This is a genomic window from Nonomuraea africana, from assembly GCF_014873535.1.
GTDB classification, from domain to species: Bacteria; Actinomycetota; Actinomycetes; order Streptosporangiales; family Streptosporangiaceae; genus Nonomuraea; species Nonomuraea africana.
The window spans coordinates 4714693-4739817 of record NZ_JADBEF010000001.1 but is presented as its reverse complement, the minus strand read 5'-3'; the positions used below and the strand labels follow the sequence as shown (position 1 = coordinate 4739817).

Annotated in this window: 24 protein-coding genes; 17 read left to right on the top strand and 7 right to left on the bottom strand. The window is 71.4% G+C overall.

From position 1 onward, the window contains the following. A complete protein-coding gene (locus H4W81_RS22420; RefSeq protein ID WP_192776628.1) occupies positions 1-1011 on the top strand; it encodes an ABC transporter substrate-binding protein in 1011 nt (336 codons plus the stop codon). Here the strand turns inward: H4W81_RS22420 and H4W81_RS22415 are convergent. Both H4W81_RS22415 and H4W81_RS22410 read right to left on the bottom strand, forming a co-directional pair. Further along, entirely contained in the window at positions 995-3409 is a 2415-nt protein-coding gene (locus tag H4W81_RS22415; RefSeq protein ID WP_192776627.1) for a helicase-associated domain-containing protein, read from the bottom strand. The two genes, H4W81_RS22420 and H4W81_RS22415, sit on opposite strands and share 17 nt — an antisense overlap. A 179-nt stretch (positions 3410-3588) precedes the next feature. Beyond that, positions 3589-4098, bottom strand: a complete 510-nt coding sequence (locus tag H4W81_RS22410; protein WP_192776626.1) for an ATP-binding protein — start codon at positions 4096-4098, stop codon at positions 3589-3591. A 224-nt stretch (positions 4099-4322) separates the two neighbouring features. Between H4W81_RS22410 and H4W81_RS22405 the strand changes: the two genes are divergently transcribed. The 4 genes from H4W81_RS22405 to H4W81_RS22390 all read left to right on the top strand — a co-directional run bounded on the left by H4W81_RS22405 (position 4323) and on the right by H4W81_RS22390 (position 6633). Next, complete coding sequence (locus H4W81_RS22405) at positions 4323-5144, top strand: helix-turn-helix domain-containing protein (RefSeq protein ID WP_192776625.1); 822 nt, start codon at positions 4323-4325, stop codon at positions 5142-5144. Continuing rightward, positions 5145-5381, top strand: a complete 237-nt coding sequence (locus tag H4W81_RS22400) for a DUF397 domain-containing protein (protein ID WP_192776624.1) — start codon at positions 5145-5147, stop codon at positions 5379-5381. Between the two features lie 117 nt (positions 5382-5498). Beyond that, complete coding sequence (locus H4W81_RS22395; protein ID WP_192776623.1) at positions 5499-5756, top strand: hypothetical protein; 258 nt, start codon at positions 5499-5501, stop codon at positions 5754-5756. A 115-nt stretch (positions 5757-5871) separates the two neighbouring features. Beyond that, positions 5872-6633, top strand: a complete 762-nt coding sequence (locus H4W81_RS22390) for a hypothetical protein (protein WP_192776622.1) — start codon at positions 5872-5874, stop codon at positions 6631-6633. Here H4W81_RS22390 and H4W81_RS22385 read toward each other — a convergent pair. Then, positions 6611-7192 (bottom strand): histidine phosphatase family protein, encoded by a 582-nt coding sequence (locus H4W81_RS22385; RefSeq protein ID WP_192776621.1) that lies wholly within the window; start codon positions 7190-7192, stop codon positions 6611-6613. The two genes, H4W81_RS22390 and H4W81_RS22385, sit on opposite strands and share 23 nt — an antisense overlap. Positions 7193-7300: 108 nt before the next feature. Here H4W81_RS22385 and H4W81_RS22380 point away from each other — a divergent pair, with 108 nt between their 5' ends. After that, the gene (locus H4W81_RS22380; protein ID WP_192776620.1) at positions 7301-8245 is read left to right on the top strand and encodes a zinc-binding dehydrogenase; all 945 of its coding nucleotides are present in this window, start codon (positions 7301-7303) and stop codon (positions 8243-8245) included. 15 nt (positions 8246-8260) lie between these two features. Here H4W81_RS22380 and H4W81_RS22375 read toward each other — a convergent pair whose 3' ends face one another. Both H4W81_RS22375 and H4W81_RS22370 read right to left on the bottom strand, forming a co-directional pair. Continuing rightward, positions 8261-9172, bottom strand: a complete 912-nt coding sequence (locus H4W81_RS22375) for a TIGR03621 family F420-dependent LLM class oxidoreductase (RefSeq protein WP_192776619.1) — start codon at positions 9170-9172, stop codon at positions 8261-8263. A 107-nt stretch (positions 9173-9279) separates the two neighbouring features. Continuing rightward, complete coding sequence (locus tag H4W81_RS22370; RefSeq protein WP_192776618.1) at positions 9280-9936, bottom strand: hypothetical protein; 657 nt, start codon at positions 9934-9936, stop codon at positions 9280-9282. 90 nt (positions 9937-10026) lie between these two features. Between H4W81_RS22370 and H4W81_RS22365 the strand changes: the two genes are divergently transcribed. The 9 genes from H4W81_RS22365 (at position 10027) to H4W81_RS22325 (ending at position 18061) form a co-directional block, all read left to right on the top strand. Continuing rightward, positions 10027-10776: a phytanoyl-CoA dioxygenase family protein gene (locus H4W81_RS22365; RefSeq protein ID WP_192776617.1), complete on the top strand. Its 750-nt coding sequence runs from the start codon at positions 10027-10029 to the stop codon at positions 10774-10776. After that, entirely contained in the window at positions 10773-11768 is a 996-nt protein-coding gene (locus H4W81_RS22360) for a phosphotriesterase family protein (protein ID WP_318781885.1), read from the top strand. The genes H4W81_RS22365 and H4W81_RS22360 overlap by 4 nt, the downstream gene beginning before the upstream one ends. Continuing rightward, a complete protein-coding gene (locus H4W81_RS22355) occupies positions 11714-12901 on the top strand; it encodes a cytochrome P450 (RefSeq protein ID WP_192776616.1) in 1188 nt (395 codons plus the stop codon). Before H4W81_RS22360 ends, H4W81_RS22355 begins: the two co-directional genes overlap by 55 nt. A 55-nt stretch (positions 12902-12956) precedes the next feature. Next, complete coding sequence (locus H4W81_RS22350) at positions 12957-13817, top strand: Gfo/Idh/MocA family protein (protein ID WP_192776615.1); 861 nt, start codon at positions 12957-12959, stop codon at positions 13815-13817. A 212-nt stretch (positions 13818-14029) separates the two neighbouring features. Then, positions 14030-14989 (top strand): ABC transporter substrate-binding protein, encoded by a 960-nt coding sequence (locus H4W81_RS22345; RefSeq protein WP_192776614.1) that lies wholly within the window; start codon positions 14030-14032, stop codon positions 14987-14989. Then, complete coding sequence (locus tag H4W81_RS22340; RefSeq protein ID WP_318781884.1) at positions 14986-16017, top strand: FecCD family ABC transporter permease; 1032 nt, start codon at positions 14986-14988, stop codon at positions 16015-16017. The genes H4W81_RS22345 and H4W81_RS22340 overlap by 4 nt, the downstream gene beginning before the upstream one ends. Continuing rightward, the gene (locus H4W81_RS22335; protein WP_192776613.1) at positions 16014-16778 is read left to right on the top strand and encodes an ABC transporter ATP-binding protein; all 765 of its coding nucleotides are present in this window, start codon (positions 16014-16016) and stop codon (positions 16776-16778) included. The genes H4W81_RS22340 and H4W81_RS22335 overlap by 4 nt, the downstream gene beginning before the upstream one ends. Beyond that, positions 16775-17413: an adenosylcobinamide amidohydrolase gene (locus H4W81_RS22330; RefSeq protein WP_192776612.1), complete on the top strand. Its 639-nt coding sequence runs from the start codon at positions 16775-16777 to the stop codon at positions 17411-17413. Before H4W81_RS22335 ends, H4W81_RS22330 begins: the two co-directional genes overlap by 4 nt. A 63-nt stretch (positions 17414-17476) precedes the next feature. Beyond that, on the top strand, positions 17477-18061 hold the full coding sequence (locus H4W81_RS22325) for a Uma2 family endonuclease (protein WP_192776611.1): 585 nt from the start codon (positions 17477-17479) through the stop codon (positions 18059-18061). Here H4W81_RS22325 and H4W81_RS47450 read toward each other — a convergent pair. Beyond that, complete coding sequence (locus H4W81_RS47450; RefSeq protein WP_318781883.1) at positions 18021-19895, bottom strand: hydantoinase B/oxoprolinase family protein; 1875 nt, start codon at positions 19893-19895, stop codon at positions 18021-18023. The two genes, H4W81_RS22325 and H4W81_RS47450, sit on opposite strands and share 41 nt — an antisense overlap. After that, entirely contained in the window at positions 19892-21898 is a 2007-nt protein-coding gene (locus H4W81_RS22310; RefSeq protein ID WP_192776610.1) for a hydantoinase/oxoprolinase family protein, read from the bottom strand. The genes H4W81_RS47450 and H4W81_RS22310 overlap by 4 nt, the downstream gene beginning before the upstream one ends. Before the next feature lie 92 nt (positions 21899-21990). Here H4W81_RS22310 and H4W81_RS22305 point away from each other — a divergent pair, with 92 nt between their 5' ends. Then, on the top strand, positions 21991-23487 hold the full coding sequence (locus H4W81_RS22305) for a hypothetical protein (protein WP_192776609.1): 1497 nt from the start codon (positions 21991-21993) through the stop codon (positions 23485-23487). Beyond that, positions 23487-25073, top strand: a complete 1587-nt coding sequence (locus H4W81_RS22300; RefSeq protein ID WP_192776608.1) for a serine/threonine protein kinase — start codon at positions 23487-23489, stop codon at positions 25071-25073. The genes H4W81_RS22305 and H4W81_RS22300 overlap by 1 nt, the downstream gene beginning before the upstream one ends. Positions 25074-25125: the final 52 nt, after the last annotated feature.

Here is a 25125-nt window from a genome sequence, read left to right as displayed (position 1 = left end):
ATGTCTGTATCCCGCAGGGGATTCCTCGCGGCGGCCGCCGGCCTGGGCGCCCTCCTGGCCCTCGCCGCCTGCGGCGGGGAGCCGGCGTCCGCGCCCGCCGCGCCCGCCGCGCAGACGAGTGCCGCCGCCACCCCCTTCTCCTACACCGACGACCGCGGCAAGAAGATCGACCTGCCGAAGACGCCCGTCAAGATCGTCGCGCAGGTCGGTTCGGCCGCCGCCCTCTGGGACTTCGGCGTACGCCCCATCGCCGTCTTCGGCCCGCACAAGCTCGAGAACGGCAAGACCGACCCCCAGGTCGGCAACGTGGACATCACCAAGGTCCAGGGCCTGGGCAACGTGTGGGACGAGTTCAACGTCGAGCAGTACATCGGCCTGCAGCCCGAGCTCCTGGTCAGCAGCATGTACCTGAAGGACGAGCTCTGGTACGTGCCGGCCAAGTCGAAGGACACCATCGAGAAGGTCGCCCCGACCGCGGGCGTCATGCTCACCGGCAGGAACGCCACAGAGGTCATCACCAAATACGGTGAGCTGGCCGCCAAGCTGGGCGCCGACCTCGACGCCCCCGAGATCACCCAGGCCAAGGCCCGCTACGAGGCGGCGCTGGCGGAGCTCAAGAAGCTCGCGGCGAAGGGCCTGACGATCGAGCTGGTCTCCGGCAGCCCCGACGCTATGTACGTCTCGACGCCCGAGATGGTCCCCGACTTCAAGCTGCTGAGCGACGCCGGGCTCGACATCGTCAAGCCGAAGGTCGACGCCCAGGGCTACTTCGAGTCGCTGAGCTGGGAGAACGCCGACAAGTACGAGGCGGACGTCGTGCTGTTCGACAGCAGGACCCAGGCTCTCGGCCTGGAGGAGATGATGAAGAAGCCGACCTTCGCGAAGCTTCCCGCCGTGGCCAAGGGCCAGGTCTACCCGATGTGGGTGGAGACTCCCTACAGCTACCAGAAGTGGGCGGACCTGCTCGAGGGCCTGGTCGCCAACCTCCAGAAGGCTAGTAAGCTCCCCTGACCTCGACGATCTCGGACAGCGGGAACTCGAGGTAGTCGCCCGCCTCCTCGCACCAGGCGTCGAGGGTGCCGCCGCGCAGCTCGCCGTGGCTTATCGTCGCGGTGATCCCGTCGGTCAGCGTGATGCCCGCCCGCACCCCGCGGTCGACCACGAACCCCAGCAGTGACTGCTGGGCGGTCGGCAGCCTGGTCGCGTTCCTGCCGATGATCGCCCAGGTGCGGCCGTTCTGCTCGACACCCTCCTGCGACTCCAGCAGGCGGCGGGCGTGCTCGTGCGGGTCGGGCAGCGGCTCGGTGAGCACGTAGGCGCCGTCGTGAAAAGGGGTCTCGAGCTCGGCCACCTGGCCGCCGGGCAGCAGGATCAGCTTGCCGTTCTGCGGGTCGTCGGGGCCGACGGTTCTGGTGCGCCTGATGGCGATCTCTCCCGTGTCGGCGATCGGCACGGGGGCGTAGCCGTTCTCGCGCAGCGCGGCCAGCGTGCGCTCGGCGGGCGCGGAGCTGACCAGCACGGTGGGGGCCAGCAGGCGCAGCCCCAGCCTGGACAGGCGGCGGTGCGCGGCGATCTCCGCGAGCAGCGCGGGGTCGGAGGCCTGCACGATGCACGCCACCGTCGTGACCGTCACCTCGCCGTGCCGGCGCGCCACGTCGCGCACGAGGTACTCGAGCGGCTGCGGGATCTGGCCCACCTCGCTCAGCTCGGCCAGCAGCTCGTCGGCGTCGTAGCCGTAGTCGAGCGCGCCGCGCACACTCTCGGTGGTGAAGCGCCACACCGAGGCCGCTCCGCGCGACTCGCGCTCGGCCACCCTGTCGAGCAGCTCGGCGAGCTCGCTGGAGGGCGGCCCCGTGACCACCGCGGTCAGGTCGGGCCCGAACAGGGCGCTCCTGCGCACGCTGGCCAATGCCCTGGTCGAGGCCTCGACCAGGGCGGGGTCGTGCTCGACGAGCGGGACGGTGTCGTCGTTCTCGTCGCCGGCGTGGGCGCTCAGCCCGGCCAGCGCCCTGCCGAGGTCGGTGAGCGCGTCGTTGGCCAGCAGGCCGAGCAGCCTGGCCTCCTCCAGCGCCGCCACCGCGCAGTCGGTCAGCAGGGCCTGGTCGAGCAGTGGCGCGTGCCAGTGGGCGTTGCGGACCAGGCTGCCCCTGTCGGCGAAGGCGGTGCCCGACGGCAGGTGCGACAGCACCCCGAGCACCGCCCTGCGCACGCGGGCGACGGCCGCGCCGCTCTGGTCGTCGCCGAGGACGGTGAGGTACTTGCCCTCGACCTTGCGCAGCGACGAGCGCTCCATGCGCCACCAGGCCGACAGCAGCACCCGCAGCCTGGCCGAGCCCTCGTCGAGCCGCCACCTGTCGAAGCGCTCGGTCGGCACCATGCCGCCCGACTTCTCGTCCCAGGCCAGCAGCCTGGCGACCGCGCAGATCTCCAGCAGCAGCCTGGTCTCGTCCTCGTCGCAGCCGGTCTCCCTGGCCACCCTGCGCACCTCGCGCACGCCCACCCCGCCGGTCTTCAGCAGCGGCAGCGGGGTCTTGGCGGTGTTGTCGAGCAGGGCCGCGCAGCGCTCGACGACGTGCGGGGCGGCCAGCGTCATCAGGTGGTCGACCTCCTCGGGGTCGACGGGGATCGTCGCCACCTCGGGCGGCTCGGGGGAGAAGGGCGGGTGGTAGCCGGGGCCGCGCACCGACAGCGCGACCTCGCGCGGCATCTCGGCGATCTCCCAGCGCGGGCGGTAGAGCAGGCCGTGGTCGGCGGCCCACTTCTCCGGCGTGCCCAGCATCACGAACCGGCCGCCGTCGACGTCGCGGACGGGGCCGTCCCAGGCGAAGTCGGCCAGCAGGCGCTCGGTGCCCTCGGGGGCGTTGCGCAGCAGGGCGGCCAGCCGTACGCCGTGGGAGAGCACCTCGGTCACCTTGGCGATCGTGCGGCGCTTGTTGCCGTGGGGCGGCAGGCCGAGGTTGCGGGCCAGCGCGCGCAGGGTGTCGTTGCTGACGGTCCAGGAGTTGAGGTAGTGGGCGAGCGGCTCGCCGAGCCCGAGCGGGGCCGCCCACCAGCGGGAGACCGCCTCGGCCAGGTGGATGCGGCCGTCGTCGTCGGGCCAGGCCAGCGCGTGGTCGTAGAGGACGTCGAGCCAGGGGGTGACCACGGCGACGGGCGCGTCGAGGAAGCCGGCCAGCCGCTCGGGCGGAGTGCGGTCGCCGAGCACGAGGCAGGCCTGGGCGATCTCGAGACACGGCAGCGGGAGCGCCCGCATCGCCTCCATGACGGCGAAGCCGTTGCCCAGCCGCTGGGCCAGCGTGTCGAGCCGGCGGGGCCATGGCGCCGCAATGGCATCGGGTCGGTTGGAAAGGACGCGGGCGAGCCTCGCTTCGTCCAGGGTTCGCAGCCAGCCGAGCAGGTGATCATCCATCTGTCAGCACTCTCAGTGGGTCGCGCGCGGGGACTCGCCTTGAGCCTTGACCATCCACGTGGCCCTCACTACCAATGAGAAACGTGCGTCCCAGACTCGGAGGCTGGCGCACGTTTCTCATGTGATGCGAGGCAGAACTCAGCATACGCGCTCGCTGCGCGGGTGTCCGGGCTTCGCGCTCAGGAGAGAACGGCCCAGACGATCTTCCCGTACGGCGAGAGCGCCGACCAGCCCCAGCGCATGCTCAGCGACTCCACGATGTGCAGGCCGAGCCCCCCGACGTCGAGCGGGCCGGGGTAGCGCAGCACGGGCACGGAGGCGGCCGGGTCGGTGAAGGCGCACGTGACCAGCGCGCCCCCGCGCACCAGCGACATGCGCACCGGCTCGTGGTGCCTGGCCTCGGCCAGCGTGAGCCCGTGGCGCAGCGCGTTGGTGGCCAGCTCGGAGACCACCAGCTCCATGTTGTCGGCCAGCTCGCCGAGCCCCCAGCCGGACAGCGTGCCGAGGGTGAAGCTGCGCGCTGAGTGGACGGAGGCGGCCGAGGGCGGCAGGACGAAGGTGGCGCTCGCGCCGATCGCCGTGCCGGGGACGAGAAGATCGCGCGCCGCCTCAGGCCACCAGCCGACCGGGGGCCACCAGTCGAGCGTGGTCCACAGGCCGAGGGGTTTGGTGGACTGCACGGTGATCATTCTGGGGCAGAGTCTCGTGCAGGTGCAAGAGCGAATGCACGTGCAGAAGGCATTGCCAGCCGCTACGGTTTGCCAGGTATCGGTAAATCGGGTGGCAAAGGGGGATCTTGTCGCGACCCATGATCTTTGGGGCGCGAAGTGACAGACTGTCTGGTACGGAAACGACCAAGGAGCAGCACGTGTCCATGGATCCGCCGGGTTCTGGCTCTACCGTTCGGCGCATCATGCTCGGCGCCAGCCTGCGCCGCCTGCGCGAAGAGCGCGGACTCACCCGTGATGTGGCCGGATTCCACATCAGGGCGTCCGAGTCCAAGATCAGCCGCATGGAGCTCGGCCGCGTCGGCTTCAAGACACGTGATGTGGAAGACCTTCTCACGCTGTACGGCGTCAACGACGACGCCGAGCGTCGCGCTCTGCTGGAAATGGTCCGCGAGGCCAACACCCCCGGGTGGTGGCACAAGTACTCAGCCGTCCTGCCCCAGTGGTTCTCCACCTATGTGGGCCTGGAGGAGGCCGCGAGCCTGATCCGCACCTACGAGGTGCAGTTCGTGCCCGGCCTGCTGCAGACGGCGAACTACGCCAGGGCGGTCTATCAGCTGGGCAACCCCGACGCCACCCCCGAGGACATCGATCGGCGCGTGCATCTGCGCATGCAGCGGCAGGAGCGCTTCACTCGCAAGGACGGCCCGCGCCTATGGGCGGTCATCGACGAGGCGACCCTGCGGAGGACCATCGGCGGCGGAGAGGTCATGTCCGAACAGCTTCAGCATCTGCTGCACGTGGCGACCTTCCCCAACATCACCATCCAGGTGATGCCCTTCAGGTACGGCATGCACGCCGCCGAAGGGGGCGCCTTCAGCATCATGCGGTTTCCCGAGTCCGACCTGTCGGACGTCGTCTACGTCGAACAGCTCTGGGGTGCCCTGTACCTGGACAAGCGTGAGGACATCGATCCGTACCTCACCGCCATGGAGCAGCTGTGCGTGGAGAGCACCACGCCGGGCGGCACCGTGGAGCTCATCGACGGTCTTCTCAGAAAGATGTAGATGGAGCACAACTACAACGGCATGCCCGCCACCGACCTCACCGAGGTCGCCTGGCGCAAGAGCCGCTACAGCAACTCGCAGGGCAACTGCGTGGAGCTCGCGGAGCTTCCCGACGGCGGGATCGCGGTCCGCAACTCCCGCTTCCCCGAGGGCCCCGCGCTGATCTACACCCGTGACGAGATCCGGGCCCTGGTGCTCGGGGTGAAGGACGGGGAGTTCGACGGCCTGCTGGTATAACGCCTGCTGGTTCACCACCCGCTCGTTTAACACGGTGTTCACCTCCGGCGCACCCGCTTAACAGGGTGCGCCGGAAGGCGTAATGGTCCGGTCTCGCGATACCTGCAGGATTTCCTCATGCTCGACCAGATGACGCTCTACCCGATCGCCGACGACGTGCTCATCGCACCGGGCGGCAAGGTCGTGATCCGCACCTATGGCGTGGGCTCCGCCGTGCCCGACGGGACGGTCTCCTACCGCACCTGGGTGACGGGGGTGCGCGACCAGCCCCGCTACTGGCACTGGGGCCACTTCGAGGACGCCGCCACGGGGCACCGCAGGGTGCTGGAGTGGCTGACCGGGCGCGGGCCGCAGCCGGTGCCCGCCGTGGCCTGATCGGCAAGAAACGTGCCGGTGCGGCCGATTCCCGACCATGGAGCGAGTTGCGCACGTTTCTTGTTGAGATACGCTCATCCCGAGCAACCGCTTGGTTCGATCTCGGGAGGCCGTGGTGCGGCGAGGGATCCATCTGCTCGAGGAAGTCGACTTCCGGCCGATGAACTCCCGCCGGCCGCTGGAGTACCTCACCTGGCTGACCCGCTACAAACAGGAGGACGCCGCCCGCGCCGCACCTGAGCTGACCGAGGGGATGTCCATCCGCTCCCGCGAGATCGACCTCGTGGGCGCCTTCTACGCCGTCGGCATCACCGGCCACCAGCAGTTCAAGGCCGTCACGCTGTGGGACTGCCACGGCGGGTGGGAGGGCGGCTGGCGGCAGATGATGGAGATCTACTCCGGCGTCGACTCCCGCCTGTTCCTGTCGGACATCGACGACCTGCGCTTCTCGGCCTTCTCCCGGCCGCTCGGCGCCGTCCACGGCAGTCCCGCGCTCTCCTCGGCGCGGCCCTCGCCGCTGTTCGTCTTCGAGAGCGCCTCCGTACGGCCCGGCGCCGCGCTCGACTACCTCGAGGCCGTCCGCGCCGAGCGCCTGCCCATCCTCCGCGACCACGGCCACACGCTGGTCGGCCTGTACGAGGTGCTGTTCTGCGACACCGAGGTCGTCACCGTGTGGGGCACCACCCTCGACGCGCACCTCGCCACGCAGCGGGCCAGGGACGCCGCCCTCGGGCTCGACGACGAGGCCGCACCCGACGAGCGGCTGCTCACCTGGGGGAAGCGGGCCCGCGACTACCTGTCGGGGACCTGGAGGGAGACGCTGCTGGCGCCGTTCCCCGGCAGCAGGCTCTCGCCTACACCGGCGCGTTCCAGTTGAGGATCACCGGCTCGGCGTGCTCGAAGCCCAGCCGCGAGTACGTCCCCGTGTCGAGCCTGAAGAACCGGCCGTCCTGCGGCGGCAGGCCCAGCCACCTGGCGGTGAGCACGCGCAGGAAGTGCCCGTGCGCGACCAGCGCCACCTGGCCCTCGGCCGCCCTCGCCCGCGCGATCACCCTGTCGGCCCTGGCCGCGACCTGCTCGGCGCTCTCGCCCGGATGGGCCGCGTCGCCGGGGACCACCCCGTCCCTCCACAGGTACCAGCCGGGACGGCTCTCGCGGATCGTCGGCGTGGTGATGCCCTCGTAGCCGCCGTAGTCCCACTCCCACAGGTCCTGGTCGACCTCGTAGTCGGCCAGACCCGCCAGCTCGGCGGTACGGCGGGCCCGGGCGGCGGGGCTCACCAGCACGAGGTCGAAGGAGCGGGCCTTCACCAGCGGGGCGAGCGCCCTCGCCTGGTCCTCGCCGTTGGGGGTCAGCGGCAGGTCGGTGCGGCCGGTGTGGCGACCCGACCTGCTCCAGTCGGTCTCGCCGTGTCTCAAGAGCATCATCTCATCCATATCGGGACCATCATCCCCGACTCCGTTCAGGCGCTCCCTCGCCGGGGTTGACCTCAACTCGGCTTGAGGTTGCATCGTCGTGGGTGAGCACCACGAACGGAGAACCTGATGCACGCCGTGATCCTGCGCGAGTTCGGCCCCGCCGAGAACCTGACCTACGAGAGCGTCGAAGACCCCGTGCCCGGCGAGGGCGAGGTGCGCGTCGCGGTGCGGGCCGCGGGCGTGCACCTCATCGAGACCCTGCTGCGCACCGGAGTGACAATCGGCCCGCCGGTGCCCCGGCTGCCCACGATCTTCGGCGGTGAGGTGGCGGGGGTGGTCGACGCCGTCGGCCCCGGCGTCGACGGGTCGTGGCTCGGCCGCAGGGTGGTGACCGGCCGGAGCAGGCCCGGAGGGTATGCCGAGCTGAGCGTCGCCGCCGTCGAGTCGTTGCACGTCGTACCGGACGAGCTGGGGTTCGAGCAGGCGGTGGCCATGATCGTGACGGGCGCCACCACCATGGCCCTGATCGACCTCGCCGCCCCCGCCGCGGACGACGTCGTCCTGGTGAACTCGGCCGCCGGCGGCATCGGCCGCCTGCTCGTCCAGCACGCGCGCAACATCGGCGCCGAGGTCGTCGGCGCGGCAGGTGGCCCGGCGAAGGTGGCGAAGGTGCAGGGGCGCGCCGTCGACTACGACGTGCCGGGGTGGAGCGCGCAGGTCGGCGAGGTGAGCCTGGTCTTCGACGGGGTGGGCGGCAGCCGGGGCCGCGAGGCGTTCTCGCTGCTGCGGCGGGGCGGCAGGCACATCGTGTACGGCAACGCCTCACGCGAGGAGACCGCGGGGCCTGCGCCGGAGGAGCTGAAGGCCAGGGACATCACCTCCATCTACGCGATCGAGCGGATCCTGTCCTGGCCCGGTGGGCTTCGCGGTCTGGAGGAGCGCGCGCTCGCGGCCGCCGCCTCGGGACAGCTGTCGCCCGAGGTCCACCCCTTCCCGCTGGCCGAGGCCGCCGCCGCGCACGCCGCGCTGGAGAGCAGGGCGACCACGGGCAAGGTCGTCCTGATCCCCTGACCGGGCGGCATCGCCTCAGCGGCCGGACAGCTCCTCGACGATCGGGGAGAAGGCGTCGAGATCGCGCTCGTGGTGGAGGACGAAGTACGAGAGGTCGTGCTCGTCCCGCCAGTGGCGGAGCTGGTCGAGCAGGTCGCGATGGGTGCCGAGCAGCACCTGTGGCGTCTCGCCCTGCCCCGAGGGGTCGGCCGCGCTCCACGACTCCACCGGCTTCGCCGTGCCCAGTCGCTGGATGCTCGTGCCGAGCTCCAGCCGGTCGTAGCGGTCTCCGGCGGCCGCGCGGACGAGGGCGAGCTTGGCGAGGAACGCCGCGCGGCCCGCGTCGGCGCCGTCGGGGCCGGTGCCGTCGGCGCGCACGCGCATGCCGAGGTTGATCACATCGGCCTCGCGGGCGGCGAGGGCGAGCATGCGCGGGCCGCCGCCGCCCAGCAGCAGGCGGGGGTGCGGGCGCTGGACCGGCTTGGGGTGCTGGTCGAGCGCCTCGATCCGGTAGTGCGCGCCGGTGAAGGAGAAGGGGCCCTCGCCCCACAGCCCCTTGAGCACGGTCACCGCCTCGGCCAGCCTGGCCACGCGCACGCCGGGAGGCTCGAGCCGCAGCCCCGCCGCGGCGTAGTCGGCCGCCATCCAGCCGGTGCCGAGCCCCAGTTCGAGGCGGCCGTCGGAGAGGAGGTCGAGGGTGGCGCTCTCCTTGGCCAGCACCGCGGGGTGCCTGAAGTCGTTGGCGACCACCAGCGTGCCGACCCTGAGCCTGGAAGTGGCGCAGGCCGCCGCCGTCATCGCGGCGAAGGGCGCCAGACGGGGGCCGACGAGATGGTCGGGGACCAGGAGCGCGTCGAAGCCGGTGGCCTCGAGCCGCCTGGCCCGCTCCGCCCACGCCTTGCCCGACTCCGCCTGCCGTACGACCGCCGCGAACCTGAACCGCCGCATCCATGCCTCCCGGCCAAGCGTTTGGTTCATACCCTAGGCCGGAGCCGCGGACGCGGCCAGGCCGTACAGGACACCCCTCCGGTCCTGTACGGCCAGGCGGGCGCCGGTCAGCGCTGGTTGAGCAGCCCGAGCGCCACGCCACCCATGCCGACGGCCATCAGCACCCAGGCGCCGCCCGCGGCGAGGTCGCTCAGCCCGGCGAACCACGGAACGGGCACCAGCACCGGAGCCACGATCAGCGTGATCGCCGCCCACGTGGGCGCGGTCCTGCCGAGCAGGGCCGCGACACCGAGCAGGAGGAAGCCGAGCAGGCCGAGGAAGAACGACATGCCGAAGACCGAGGTGGGCAGGCTCTCGCCGTAAGCGGTGTAGATCTTGCTCAGGGTGGCGGGGTCCACGCCCGCCTGGACGCCCGCGTACAGCACGTCGTCGGAGTTGCCTCCCACGGGCACGATCATGACGAAGGCGAGGATCATGGCGACCAGGCCGAGCGCGGGCCGGCCCGCGCGGGCGACCCTGGCGACGGCCAGGGCGCCGGGGATGATGGTGATCGCGCTGAGCGCCGAGAGCCAGGCGGACGCGGGGTAGGAGCCCGCCTCGGCGAGGAAGCCGTTGACGTAGGCCGCGCCCTCGGTGGTGATGCTGCCGGGGGCGAGGAGAAGGGCGAGTCCGAGCGCCAGGGGCGCGATGATCGCGGAGGCGATCATGCCGTATCGGGCGAAGGTGTCGGCTCCCGACCGGGGAGTCGTGTCGAGGCTGGTCATGTCCCGAGAGTCCGCCCCCGGCGAATCCGGCGCATGAGTAGGTCCCTACTCAATCTTGTGTTACCAAGCGCTTGCTCAGACACTGTGGGCATGGACGTGCGCCCCGCGACCGACGACGAGGTCGCCTTCTTCCACACCAACGGCTGGGTGCGGCTGCCCGGCCTGCTCGACCCCGGCGGCGTGGCCGTCCTGCGCGAGCGCGCCCTGGCCCGGCTCGGCGAGCGGTCGAGGGTCCATGCCACCCTGGTCGACCAGGCCTTCGGCCAGTCGCGCGACGTCGCGGCCGACGACCCGCTGTTCGGCGAGCTGAGCGCCGCCCTGGCCGCCAACGCCGTGCGGCTGCTCCACGGCGTCGCCTCGGTGCGGCTGCAGGTGACGAACCTGCTGGTGAAGGCGCCTGGCGAGCACGGCGCCACCGAGTTCCACCAGGACTTCCCCTGGATGCCGATGGACCGCTCGGCCATGCTGACCGTCTGGCTCGCGCTGGTCGACGTGCCCGCCGACATGGGCTCGCTGCGCTTCTACAGCGGCTCGCACCGCCACGGCCTGCTCGGCAGGAGCTTCACCAGGGCGGGCGACGACCAGCTCACCCAGCATCCCTGGCTCAAGGAGCTGGAGACCTCGCCGCCGCTCGACCTCAGGGCGGGCGACGCGACCGTGCACCACGCGCTGACCGTGCACGGCGCGCCCGCCAACCGGCGCGACAGCCCGAGGCTGTCGTTCACCGCCACCTACTTCGACGCGGACGCGCTCTACACCGGCATGCCGTACGGCCAGACCGACGGGCTCGGGCTCGCGGTGAACCAGCCCTTCGACCACCCGAGGTTCCCGTGCCTGTGACGGTGAAAGGCCAGGTGGACGACCTCGGCGCCACGCTCATGCACGAGCACGTCTTCGGCCTGAGCCCCGAGATCCTCTGGAACTGGCCCGACATCCCCGAGGGCTGGGATCTGGAGGCCAGGGCCCGCGAGGCCGCCGCCAAGCTCGACGCGGTCAAGGCGGCGGGCATCGACACGATCGTGGACCTCACCGTGGTCGGCCTCGGCCGCTACGTCCCCGCCGTCCAGCGGGTCGCCGAGCTGACCGAGGTCAACATCGTGGTGGCCACCGGGCTCTACACCTACGACGCGCTGCCACCGTACTTCGGCAACCGCGGTCCCGGCAGCCTGTTCGGCGGGCCCGACCGGCTGGCGGAGTTCTTCGTCAGGGACCTCACCGAGGGCATCGGGCGCACGGGCGTGCGGGCGGCGATGCTCAAGTGCGCCTCCGACCACCTCGGCATGACCAAGGGCTGCGAGCGGGTCTTCAGGGCGGCGGCCGAGGCGCACCTGGCCACGGGCGCGCCCATCACCACGCACAGCGCCGAGCCGGGCGGGCTGGAGCAGCAGCGCGTCCTGGCCAAGGCGGGCGTGGACCTCACCAGGGTGGTCATCGGCCACGCCGGCGACTCCACCGACCTGGCGTACCTGGAGGAACTGCTCGCCGCCGGCTCCTACCTCGGCATGGACCGCTTCGGCATCGAGACGATCAGCTCCTTCGACGCCAGGTGCGCGGTGGTGGCAGCCCTGTGCGAGCGCGGTCACGCCGGCAGGCTCGTGCTGTCCCACGACTCCTACTGCTTCAACGACAGGTTCGACCCCGACGTCGTACGGCGCCGCCACCCCAACTACCACCTGCTCCACATCCCCGCCGACGTCCTGCCCGAGCTGCGCAGGCGCGGCGTGACCGAGGAACAGATCCACCAGATGCTCGTCGACAACCCGCGGAGGATCCTCGGATGGACTTCGACGTCACCCAGGACTGGCACGTCGCCGCGCCGTACGACTTCCTGAGGAGGTTGCGGCACGAGCAGCCGGTCTTCCGCAGCGCGCACCTGGGCGCGTACGTCCTGACCAGGTACGCCGACGTGCGCGCCGCCTACGGCAACCCGCGCGTCTATTCGTCGAGGGGCTCGCTGACGATCTCGCGCAGCCTCACCGAGGAGACGAGGGCGAAGCTGGGCGAGCACGGCTCGTTCCTGTCCAGCTTCGTGGCCAACGTGGACCCGCCCGACCACACCCGCCTGCGCCGCTCGGTCTCGCGGGCCTTCACCCCGCGCGCGGTGGCCGCCATGGAGCGCCGCTTCCGCGACCTCAACGAGGACCTGCTCGACCGGCTCGTACGGCGCCGCGCGGCCGACTTCGTCCAGGAGATCGCGCACGAGCCGTCGGTGAAGCTCACCGCCGCCTTCATCGGCGTGCCCGAGTCCGACGAGGAGTTCGTCCAGCACAAGGTCAAGGACTGGTTCCAGCTGTTCCTCTCGCCCCAGCCGCCCGCCAGGCAGCTGGAGCTGGCCGACAGCTTCCTGACCTACCTCGACTACGTCGACAGGCTGGTCGCGGCCAGGGCCAAGGACCCCCAGGACGACTTCACCTCGCTGATGACCTCCCTCATCGGCAAGGAGCTCACCCACCGGGAGGTCGTCGAGCTGATCTCCACGATCCTGCTCGGCGGCAACGACACCGTGCCCAACCAGCTCGGCAACAGTGTCCTGCGCCTGCTGCGCGAGGGGCCGTGGCCGGTGCGACCCTCGCTGGTCCCGAACGCGGTAGAGGAGTGCATGCGGATCGACGGCGCCTCCCTCGGCTCCTTCCGCCACACCACCGCCGAGGTCGAGCTGCACGGCGTGACCATTCCGGCGGGGGCGCTGGTGCTGCTGTCGACCGACTCCGCCGCTCACGACGAGAGCGTCTTCCCCGGCCCCGAGACCTTCGTGATCGACAGGGCCAACGCCGACGCGCACCTGGTCTTCGGCTACGGCATCCACTTCTGCGTCGGCGCCGCGCTCGGCAGGCTCCAGCTGCGCACCGCCCTGGAGGTGCTCGGCCGCCGCCTTCCCGGACTCAGGCTGGCGCCGGGCGCGCCCGTCGCCTACCGCAGGTCGATCGTCGGGCGCGGGCTGCCGTCCCTGCTCGTGGAGTGGTGAGCCGCCGTGACGGCCCGGTGGTGCGCGGCGCGGCGCAGGCCCTAGAGTGAAGATCATGGAGCCTGTCGCGGTAGGATTGATCGGCGCCGGCCCGTGGGCGGAGATGGCGCACGCGCCGATGCTGGCCAAGGGCCCGTACACCAGATTGGCAGGCGTGTGGGCGCGCCGTCCCGAGGCCGCGGCCAGGCTGGGCGCACCCGTCTACGAGCGGATCGAGGAGCTGTTCGACGCGGTCGAGGCGGTGGCGTTCTGCGTGCCGCCGGCCGTCCAGGCTGAGCTGGCCGTCCGGGCCGCCAGGGCGGGCAAGGCGCTGCTGCTGGAGAAGCCCCTCGCCGCCGACCTCGACGGCGCGCGCCGGCTGGCCGAGGCGGTGGCCGAGGCGGGCGTGCCCTCCCAGATGCTGCTCACGCTCCGCTACGCGCCGCAGACCAGGGACTTCCTCGCCAGGTGCGCCCAGATCGAGGCGTTCGGCGGCCACGCCGCCAACATCTCCGGCGCGCTGACCGGCGCAGGCCCCTTCGCCACCCCGTGGCGGCTCGAGCGCGGCGCGCTGCTCGACGTCGGGCCGCACGTCATCGACGTCCTCGACGCCGCGCTCGGCAGGGTGGTCGGCGTGCGCGCGCACGGCGACCCGCTCCGCTGGGTCGGCCTGCTGCTCGAGCACGAGAGCGGCGCCGTCAGCGAGGCGTCGCTGTCCATGGCCGCGGGCGGCGACCTGCCCCCGCAACGCATCGAGGTGTACGGCACGCTCGGCAACGCCCGCCTGCCCCACTTCGACGACGACCCGCTCCACGTCGTGGCCGAGGAGTTCGCCAGGACGGTACGGCAGGGCGGCGGCCACCCGCTCGACGCCGCCCGCGGCCTGCACCTGCAGGAAGTCATCGCCGAGGCGGAGGCCCAGCTCGGTACCTCTTGACCCCAGACCCCTTGACTTCGGCCTGGCGGGGAGGATTGATAACGTTTGTCCGACGCGTAGTGCCGCAGCGAAGTCCGGTGTGATTCCGGCGCTGTCCCGCAACTGTCAAAGCCAGGTCGCCTGCCGCTGCGCTGACGTCATCAACCCTCGTGGAAAAGGGTGATCCGTCGCGTTTTCGCGGGTCTCTCGGTTCCGATGTGAAAGGACTTCTCGTGAGGCCCGTACGCACGGCCTTCGCGGGCGCGCTGCTGGGAACGGTCATGCTGGCGGGCTGCGGCCAGACCGGCGCGACCCCGTCCAGCGCTCCCGCGTCCAGCGCCCCCGCCCCCGCCTCCTCCTCCGCGACAGACGCCGCCTTCCCCGCCAAGGTCCAGGCGGCCAACGGCGAGGTCACGATCCCCAAGCGGCCCGAGCGCATCGTCTCGATCTCGCCCACCGCCACCGAGTCCCTCTTCGCGATCGGCGCGGGCCCCCAGGTCGTCGCGGTCGACGCGCTCTCCAACCACCCGGCAGAGGCCCCCAAGACCGACCTGTCGGGCTTCAAGCCGAACGTCGAGGCGATCATCGCCCACCAGCCCGACCTGGTCATCGCCTCCGACGACAAGGTCGCCGCCGAGCTGGCCAAGGTGAACGTACCGGTCCTGGTCGAGCCGGCCGCCACCAAGATCGACGACGCCTACGACGAGATCACCGATCTCGGCCTCGCCACGGGCAACAAGGCCAAGGCCGACGAGGTCGTGGCAGGCATGAAGTCGGCGATGGAGAAGCTGGCCGCGCAGGCGCCCGACGGCAAGAAGCTCACCTACTACCACGAGCTCGACACCACGCCCTACGCGGCGACCTCCAACACCTTCATCGGCCAGATCTACTCGATGTTCGGGCTGGTCAACGTGGCCGACCAGGCGCCCGACGCGGCGGGCGGCTACCCCAAGCTGTCGGCCGAGTTCGTCGCCCAGGCCGACCCCGACCTGATCTTCCTCGCCGACGTGAAGTGCTGCAAGCAGAGCAGGGAGACGCTGGCCGCCAGGCCAGGGTGGAAGGAGCTCAAGGCGGTCAAGAACGACGGCGTCGTCCAGCTCGACGACGACATCGCCTCCCGCTGGGGCCCGCGCATCGTCGATCTGGCCACCACGATCGGCCAGGCCGTGCAGAAGGCCAGCGGAGGCCGGTGACCGCGCACGTGCCCGCCAGGGCCAGGCCCGTCTGGGTCGTGGCCGCCCTCGCCGTCCTCGCGCTCTCCATGATCGCCGGGATGCTGGGCGGCGCGGCGGGCATCTCGCCCTGGCAGGTCGTGCTGCAGGTGCTCGACTGGCTGCCGGGCCTCCAGATCGACGCGGGGCTCGCCCCGATCGAGGAGGGCCTGCTGTGGCAGATCAGGCTGCCGCGGGTGCTGGTCGCCGCCACGGTCGGCGGCCTGCTCGCCCTGGCCGGCGGCGGCTACCAGGGCGTCTTCCGCAACCCGCTGGCCGACCCCTACCTGCTCGGCGCCGCGGCGGGCGCAGGCCTCACGGTCACGATGGTGATCGTGTTCCTGCCGGGCGGCGGCGCCGCCATCCCGCCTGCCGCGTTCGCGGGCGCGGTCGGCGGCGTCTTCCTCGCCTACGCCCTCGGCAACACCGCCGGACGGTCGGGCGGCACCGTCACCCTCGTCCTGGCGGGCGTCGCCGTCACCTCCTTCCTCACCGCGATCCAGACCTTCGTGCAGCAGCTCAAGGTCGAGGAGCTCAGGCGCATCTACTCCTGGATCCTCGGCGACGTGCACGGCGGCTGGGACCAGCTCTCGCTCGTCGCCCCCTACGCGCTGGTCTCGTCCGTCCTGCTCCTGCTGCACGGGCGGATGCTCGACGTGCTGGCGGTCGGTGACGAGGAGGCGACCGCGCTGGGCGTCAGGGCGGCACGGGTCCGGCTCGTGGTGCTCTTCGCCGCCTGCCTGGCCACCGCGGCGGCCGTCGCGGTGAGCGGGCTCATCGCCTTCGTCGGCATCGTCGTCCCGCACGTCGTGCGCCGCCTCGCCGGCGGCTCCTACCGGGTCGTGCTGCCGCTCTCGCTGATCGGCGGCGGCGCCTTCCTGGTGCTGGCCGACCTCGCCGCGCGCACCGTCATCGCCCCGGCCGAGCTGCCCATCGGCGTCGTGACCGCCTTCATTGGCGCGCCGTTCTTCGTGGGCGTGCTGCGCATGACCAGGAGGGCGGAGATGTGATCGAGATCGAGGGGGTGTCCGTCACCCTCGGCGGGCGGCCCGTCCTCTCCGGGGTCGATCTGACGGTACGGCGGGGCGAGTGGCTGGCCGTCATCGGGCCCAATGGCGCGGGCAAGTCGACGCTGCTACGGGCCATCATGGGGCTGGTCCCGTTCGAGGGCTCGGTCCTGTTCGACTCGGCGCCGCTGGGCCGTCCGAGGGAGCGGGCGAGGACGGTCGCCTTCGCTCCGCAGACCCCCGGGCTGCCGCCCGACATGACGGTCTTCGACTACGCGCTGCTGGGGCGCACGCCGTACATCCCCTATCTGGGGCGCGAGAGCCGCAGGGACAGGGACGTGACCGCCTCGGTGCTCGACCGGCTCGACCTGACCGCGCTGGCCGGGCGGCGGGTGGAGAACCTCTCAGGCGGCGAGCGGCAGCGGGTCGTGCTGGCCAGGGCGCTGGCCCAGGAGGCGCCCGTCCTGCTGCTCGACGAGCCCACCACCGCGCTCGACCTCGGACACCAGCAGCAGGTGCTCGAACTCGTCGACCACCTCAGGCTCGCCGACGGGCTCACCGTCATCACCACCCTGCACGACCTCAGCCTCGCCGGACAGTACGCCGACCGGCTCCTGCTCCTGGCGGAAGGGCGTGCCGTGGCCTCGGGCCAGCCGGCCGAGGTGCTGACCGAGTCGCTGGTCGGCAAGCACTTCGACGCGCATGTCAAGATCGAGCCGGGCCCCGACGGGCGGCCCGTCGTCCACCTGGTGAGGGGCCGGTGAAGCTGTCGTACCGCACCGAGGAGGGCGAGCGCCTCGGCGCGCTGCTGTGGGAGTTCGGCCCGGGCTGGCGGATGATCTCCTCCGCGATGCTCGGCGGCGGCATCGGGCCGCGCTCGTGGGTGCTGAACGCCCAGGTCACCGCCGGATACTCGCGCATGGACCCGGTGGACCACCTGATCGGCCTCGGCCCCGGCGGCGAGGGGGTCGGCATGATGACCGCCGCCTCGGTCGACCGCTACACGACGGGCTCGGACGGCGGCGTCGAGGCCGTCGCCACGGTCGGGCTCCGCGTGCCCACCTGGGCCGCGGCGCATCCCGGACACGTCGATCCCGAGCTGGCGCCCATGCGGGTGGGCACGATCAACATCCTGGTGACCGTGCCCGTCCCGATGACCGACGCGGCACTGGTCAACGCGGTCATGACCGTCACGGAGGCGAAGACCCAGGCGCTGGTCGAGGCCGGGTTCCCCGGCACGGGGACCGCCTCGGACGCCGTCTGCGTCGCCGTCCCCTTATCCGGCCCCGAGGAGATCTTCGGCGGGCCTCGCTCGCCGTACGGCGCCCGCATCGCCCGCGCCGTCCACGCGGCGGTCCGCCAGGGCGCCCTTTCGTGGCGGCCTCGTGACGGAAAGTAGCTGAAATCAGGGAAGTAGCATGTGTGCAAGGGCTGGACTCCCGATACTGGATGGGTGACCGCGATGGCGACGACCGAACCGACCACGAGGCGCACGGTTCTTCCAGGAGAGCCGCCGTTCACCGTCGACGACCTGCTCAAGTTCCCCGACGACGGGAACCGTTACGAGCTCTTCAACGGGAGCCTACTCGTGAGCCCTGCCCCCCTTCCCCTGCACCAGCGAGTCATCCGCCGTCTCGAGCTGATCCTCGACGTCGCGGCTCCTGACGCGCTTGAACCGCTTTCGACGGTCAACCTCCGGGTGGACGACAGGAATTACTACATCCCCGACCTCGTGGTGGTGCCCACGGAGTCGGTGGAGACCGCCGGGCTGATGTTCAGGCCGGCAGAAGTGCTGCTGGCCGTGGAGGTCGTCAGCCCCAGCACGCAGGCGCGCGACCGGGCGCTCAAGCGGGAGGCCTACGCGGCGGCGGGGATCCCCGTCTACTGGCGGATCGAGCTCTCCGAGGGGCCGACGCTCTACACCTACCAGCTCGACAAGGACGCCTACGAGGCGCCCGTGATCCACAAGGCGGGCGAGCTCGCCACCCTCGCCACGCCGTTCGAGGTCAGTTTCGATCCGGCGGAGCTGGTGAAGCGGCGGGGGTGAGCAGTCCGTAGTCCTCGCGGGCGCCCCGTTCGGTGATCAGGCCCGCCTTCAGGTCGGCCTCGACGAGGGCGCGCTCCCTGGCCAGGGGGGAGCCGAGGCCGCCGCCGCCCGTCGTCTCGACGACGAACGCCTCGCCCTCCTCGAACCGCACGTTGCCGGCCTTGGCCGGCAGGCGTTCCAGCGTGCCGTCCAGGTGGCGTTTGAAGAAGCCGCCCAGCCGGCCCGGCCGCCCGCCGTCGCGGCCGGGAGGGGCGTGGCGCAGCCGGTCGCCGCGGGTGGTGACGTGGCAGGGCGCCAGGAACCTCAGCACCGTACGCGAGCCGAGCCCGCCCCTGAACATTCCGGGCCCACCCGAGTCGGGGATGGTCTCGACCGACTCCACGATCAGCGGACAGCGCGTCTCCACCGGCTCGGCCTGGGGCACCGAGTTGCGGCCGATCCCGAAGTGCACGCCCGTGGCGTCGGGACCGTCCAGGCCGCGGCGCGCGCCGACTCCGCCGAAGTCGTAGGACAGGTGGATCCAGTACGGCGCGCCCACGGCGGCGATCGAGAACGGCTGCAGGATGCCGCTGGCGGCGATGGCCCGCTCCGGCATCGCGTCGGAGAGGGCCTGGAAGACGGCCTCCATGGCGGCGTAGATCGGCACGAAGCGGCCGCCGCAGGGGTGCGGGGGCGTGGCGTTGAGCAGGGAGCCGGTGGGCAGGCGGACGTCGATGGCGCGCAGGCAGCCGTCGTTCATGGGGATCGTGGGGTCGAGGAAGCAGCGCACGGCGAAGACGGCGGCGGCCATCGACTGGGAGGCCGAGGAGTTGATCGCGGCGGGCACCTGCGGGTCGGTCCCGGCGAAGTCCACCACCACGGGAGCACCCCCTCGGGCCCCGGCCGCCCCCTCCCTCTCTTCGAACTCCGGCTCCTGGAGGCCCGTCTCCTGGAGGCCCGTCTCTGGGAGCCGTGTCTCTTGGCGGCCTGTCGCGGGTGTGCCCGGGGAGCGAGGGATCTTCGGCAGCCCGGTCTCCGTGTCTCCTCCCTCTCGAACCGGTGACTCGCAGGGGAGGGTGACGGTGACGCGGACGACGTGCGGACGGTCGGGATGGACGCCGTCGTCGTCGATCGGGTACGACGCGGCGAAGCGGCCCCGCGGCAGCTCGGCGAGCGCGGCCCTGGTGCGGGCCTCGGTGTGGTCGAGGTAGTCGTCGACGCCTTTCGCCAGGCCCGCCGCGCCGTACTCCGAGACCAGGGCGGACACGCGGGCCGCCGCGACGGCGGTGCCCGCGAGGAGCGCGCGGACGTCGCCCATCACCTTGTCGGGCGTGCGGGAGTTGGCGCGCAGGATCGCCTCGATGGCGGGAACGATCCCCGCCGAGGTGGCCAGCAGTACCGGAGGCAGTTGGAGGCCTTCGAGGAAGATGTCGGTGGCGAGGGGGGCCATGCCGCCGGCCGACAGACCGCCGAGGTCGGAGACGTGGATCATCGTGGCGGTGAGGTAGGCGGGCCGGCCCGCGACGAAGACGGGGCGATAGACGAGCAGGTCGTTGGTGTGGACGCCGCCCCGGTAGGCGTCGTTCATGACGTAGGCGTCGCCTGGCCGCATGCCGGAGAGAGGATGGTCGGCCAGCAGGGCGGGAAGGGCGACCTTGAGCGCCATGCTGTTCATCAGCGTGGTCGCCATGGACTGGGCGATCAGGCGTCCGCGGACGTCGAGGACGGCGGCGCTGGCGTCGGAGCCCTCCACGATGAAGGTCGAGTACGCCGACCTGACCACGACGACGCTCGCCTCCTCGGCCGCCACGACGAGGGCGTTGCGCAGGACCTCGGCGGTCAGATCGGCGGTCACGCGCCGGCCTCCCTGGTGAGCGTGACGGACCCGTCGGGGGCCGGGACCGCGCTCCAGCCCGGCGGGACGACGATGGTCGACTCCGGGTCCTCGACGATGGCGGGACCCCGGGCGGCGCCCATGGTGGCGCGGGTGAGCACGGGGACGTCGACGTAGCCGCCGCACTCGGCGAAGTAGGCGAGGCGGGTGGCGGCCCGCTCGCCGGCGGGGCCCTCCCTGGTGCCGGGCGGGCCAGGGGACCGGTCCCCGGCCGGGACGGTGAGGCGCAGGCGGAAGCTGACGAGCTCGATCTCGCCTTCCTGCGCGATGCCGTACACCTGCTGATATCTCAGGAAGAACGCTGAGTCCACGGACGGGCCCCAGGGCACGGTGAGCTCGTGCGCCTGCCCGCGGAAGCGGACGTCGACCGAGCGTTCCACCCGCACGTCGGCCGCGTCCCGCGCGACCCCGAGGTCGGCCCGGGCGGCGGCCTCCAGTCCGGCGAACACCGCGTCCGGGTCCTGCGCCGACAGGGCCGACAGCACGCGCTCGGTGGACAGCTCGCCCGCCAGCAGGCCCGCCGCCGACGCCACCCCGCACAGGGCCGGCACCACGACGGTGTCGATGCCGAACCGCTCGGCCACCCTGGCGGCGTGCATCGGGCCCGCGCCGCCGAAGGCCACCAGCACGAACCCCCGAGGGTCGATCCCGCGCTGCACGGTCACCACGTGCACCGCCGATCCCATGGTCGCCCCGACGATCTCGTGGACGGCATGCGCCGCCGCCTCCCGCGTCACCCCGAGCGTCCCCGCCACCCGGTCCACGGCCTTCTCCGCGAGCTCGGCCGAGAGCGGGAAGGCCGTGAAGGAGCGAGGGGAGAGGTAGCCGAGGACCAGGTTCGCGTCCGTGACGGTGGGGGCGGAGCCGCCCAGGCCGTAACAGGCGGGACCGGGGGAGGAGCCGGCCGAGCGGGGGCCCACGCGCAGCGCGCCCGCGACGTCCACCCAGGCGATGCTGCCGCCGCCCGCGCCCACCTCGGCCAGGTCGATGGCGGGGGTCCGCACGGGGACGCCGGTCCCGGCGCGACGGCCGCCGAAGCTGCCCTTGCCGCCGACGTGGAACTCGTGGGTGATCTCGGGCCGCCCGTTCCTGATCACACAGGCCTTGGCGGTGGTGCCGCCCATGTCGAAGGAGATCACGTCGGGGTGCCCGGTCAGCGAGGCGGCGAGCACGCCCGCCGCGGGGCCGGACTCGATCGTCGCCACCGCTCTCCGCGCCGCTTGGCCGGCCGACATGACGCCGCCGCCCGACTCCATGACGTACACGGGGGCGGTGATGCCGAGGGCGGACAGACCGGCCTGGAATCTGGTCAGATACGACGCCATGAGTGGCCCGACATAGGCCGACATGATGGTTGTCGTGGCGCGTTCGTACTCCCTGAGCTCCGGCCACACCTCCGACGACGTCACCACGTCCGGCACGAACTCCCGCAGCAGCTCGGCCACCTGGCGCTCGTGCGCGGGATTGGCGTAGGAGTGCAGCAGGCACACGGCGGCCGAGGTGATGCCACGGGCGGCGATCTCGCGGGCCGCCCGCCGTACCGAGTCGGGGGAGAGCGGGGTGAGCACCGCGCCGTCCGCGCCGACGCGTTCGTCCACCTCGAAGCAGTCCTCGGCGGCAACCGGCGGGACGGGAGGGGTGAAGCGCAGGTCGTAGCGGTCCTCCTCGACCCGCGCGTAGCGGCCGAGCGGGATCAGGGAGCGGAAGCCCCTCGTCGTCACGAACGCCACCCGCGCGCCGGTGCGCTCCAGCACCGCGTTCGTGGCCAGGGTGGTGGCGTGCACGACCCTGGTGACCATCGCGGGCGTAACGTTACCGAGCACCTGAGCGATACCGCTCATGATGGCCGAGAGAGGGTCGCCGGCAGTACTGAGGCACTTGACGACGGACATCTCGCCGTGAGGAGCCCGCAAGACGACGTCAGTAAAAGTTCCACCAACATCAACACCGATCTGGTAGGCCACGCCGACACCGTAGGACTCAAGCAAGCGCTTGTCACGATTGACTTTCCGCGTGCCGGGGGCAGGCTGGTGTTATCGCATGTAGGGAGCTCACGATGAGACGTCTCACAGTGTCTGTGGTGACGGTGGCCGTCGTCCTGGTGAGCACGCCCCTGGCCATGGCGCACGAGCACCCCAGTGGCATCACCGACCTCGTCACACCGGCGGTGGTGCGGGTGGAGGCCACGGCCAAGATCGATATCACCCTGCTCGACCACGTGGGCGAGCTGCTCCACGTCCAGCGCAGCTACGAGGTGCCGATCGGGACGGGCACCGGCATCGTCGTCAACCCCGACGGCGGGATCGTGACGCTCACCCAGGCGGTCAACACCGACAAGCCTCTGGACATCTACGCTGGGAACAGGATTTTCGCCGACTACCACAAGGCGAAGATCCCGGTCGATTTCAACAGGCACGAGGTCGAGGACGAGACGCTCAACCACCACCTGGAGCTCTGCTACGCCCACAAAACAAGCGACAAGTCGACCTGCCTGATCGACATCAAGCCCGACATCACGGTTTTCCCGAACATCTCACCGGCTGACGGGCGCGGGTTCAAGGCCGAGGTCGTCAAGCTCGGCGACTCCCCGCAGAGCCCCGCGGTGCTCAGGCCGACCTCCCGCGCCGACGGCGGCGTGGGGCTGCCCACCGCGCCACTGGCCGACAAGGTGCCGGACAAGGCGGGTGCGCCCACCTCGGTCACCGGCTTCCTCGGCAGGCCGGCCCCCAACCGGCCGCCCAAGATCGACATCGCCCACCTGGGCCAGGGCGGCGCCGGTGAGGGCGGACGCACCTTCGCCGACCCCAAGAAGAAGGTCAACGAGCCGGTCAAGCTCGGCAAGCTCATCGATCAGGGCATGCTCGGCGCGCCCGTGATCGGCGACAAGGACGGCCACGTCATCGGGATGCTCATCGGCGGCGGCAACGACGCCAGGATGATCGGCGTCCGCGAGATCACCTCCGCGCTGGCGGCGGCGAAGGTCGCACCGCGCAGAGGTCCGCTCGACGCCGCCTTCGAGGCCGCGCTCACCCGCTTCCACACCAAGAACTACACCGACGCGGCGCCCGCCTTCCAGCGCGTGCTCGATCTCTACCCCGGGCAGCCCGTGGCCGCGGCGCACCTGAAGGAGTCGCTGGCGAAGAAGGGCAGCGCCGAGGACATCGGCGTCCGCAAGGCCGCGCCCGAGAGCACCACGATCCCGCTGTGGCCGTTCATCGCCGCGGCCGCCGCCCTGCTGGCCATCGCGCTCGTTGTCGGGCTGCTGGTGTGGTGGCGTCGGAGGACCGGGCCCGAGGAGGAAGAGGAGGCGCCGGCGCTGGTCTCGGTCCCGTCGTCATCGCCGCCGCCCGAGGACGGCGCCAGCCCGACCGTGATGCACAGACGTTCCCCGACGTTCCCCGGCGTCACTCCGCATCAACCGCAACCGCAACCTGTGCTGACCGCACAACAGCCACAGGTGCAGCCACAGGTCAAGTTCTGTGTGTCCTGCGGCATGAAACTGGGCCCCGCGCACCGGTTCTGTGGCTACTGCGGCCACCCGATCGAAACGTGATGCACGTGAACGAGAGAGCCCTGATCGGCCAGGAGGTCGCTGGGTACTACATCGAGGACGTCATCGGCAAAGGCGGCATGGCGGTGGTCTACCTCGCCCTCGATCCGAGGCTGAACCGCAGGGTGGCACTGAAGATCCTCAACCCGATCCTCGCCGTCGACGACCGGTTCCGTCAGCGCTTCATCCTGGAGTCGAGAACCGCCTCCAGCATCGAGCACCCCAATATCATCCCGATCTACGAGGCCAACTCCGACGACCACGGCGTGCTCTACATCGCCATGCGCTACGTGGACGGAATGGACCTGCGCCGCCTCATCTACGACCGGGGGCCGATACCGATCGCCCAGGTCAACAGCATCGCCGCGCAGGTGGCCGCCGCGCTTGACGCCGCCCACGCCCACGATCTGATCCACCGCGACGTGAAGCCCGCCAACATCCTGCTCGCGGGCGAGGGAGCCAGCCAGCACGTCTACCTGACCGACTTCGGCATCACCAAGCACCGCACGTCGATCTCGGGACTGACCCAGACCGACCAGTTCATCGGCACGCCCCGGTACATGTCGCCCGAGCAGATCAACAAGGAGCACATCGACGGCTGCGCCGACCAGTACGCGCTGGCCTGCGTCGTCTACGAGGCCCTGGCCGGCCGGATGCCCTTCGAGAGGGACAACGACGTCGCGCTGCTGTGGGCGCACCTGGCCGAGTCGCCGCCGCCGCTGTCGCAACTGCGCCCCGAGCTGCCGCTGGAGGTGGACGGGGTGATGATGAAGGCGATGGCGAAGTCGCCCGAGCAGCGCTATCCGTCCTGCACGGCCTTCGTCGGCGCCCTGCGCGACGCCATCAGCGGCCAGGTCGCGCCGACCCAGCCCCAGCAGCCGGCGCCGGCGCCGGCCAAGCGGCCGAAGCAGCCCAAGGCGCCGAAGCAGAAGGCGGCGAAGCCGACCAGGGCCCCCAAGCCGCCCTCGTCGCCCAAACCCGCCAGGGCGCGGAAGCGCAGGCTGCCCGCCATCCTCATCGGGATCGCGACCGCCGTCCCCGCGATCGCGCTCGCGGTGCTGCTCGTGCTGTCCAACATGGGCGAGGGCACGCAGACCTACAAACCGACCGCCGCAGTGCCGATGACCTTCGAGTACCCCGACGACTGGACCGCGAAGACCCACGTGGACCTGTTCGCGCTCGCCTCGCCGCGCGCCGCGCAGTTCGAGTCGCTGTTCGTCGCGGGGCCCGGCGCCGACTGGCGCGAGGTCAACGCGCTCGATCCGGCCGACGCCACCGGCCTCTACGTGCAGCTGGCCGACACCTTCGATCCCAAGGCCGACCTGCAGACCATGCAGGACACGCTCAACACCATGCTCCCCGGCAAGGTGACCTTCACCGCCCCCCTCGCCGGCGACCTGGTCGGGGGCCGTACGGCCACGCGGTTCGAGGGCTACCTGCGCGGCCCGGACAACACCGGCCAGCTCAGGGTGACCGGCTACCTCGTCGAAACGCCGACCAGGCCCGCGCTCCTGCTCTACTTCTGTGCCGAGAGCGCCTGCGACCCCGCCCTGCTGGCGAAGATCAGGGAGAGCGTCGCGCTGACTTGAGCCTGACTTGGAGGCCGCTGTACCCCCATGGGCAAAAGGGCGCGAAACGTCT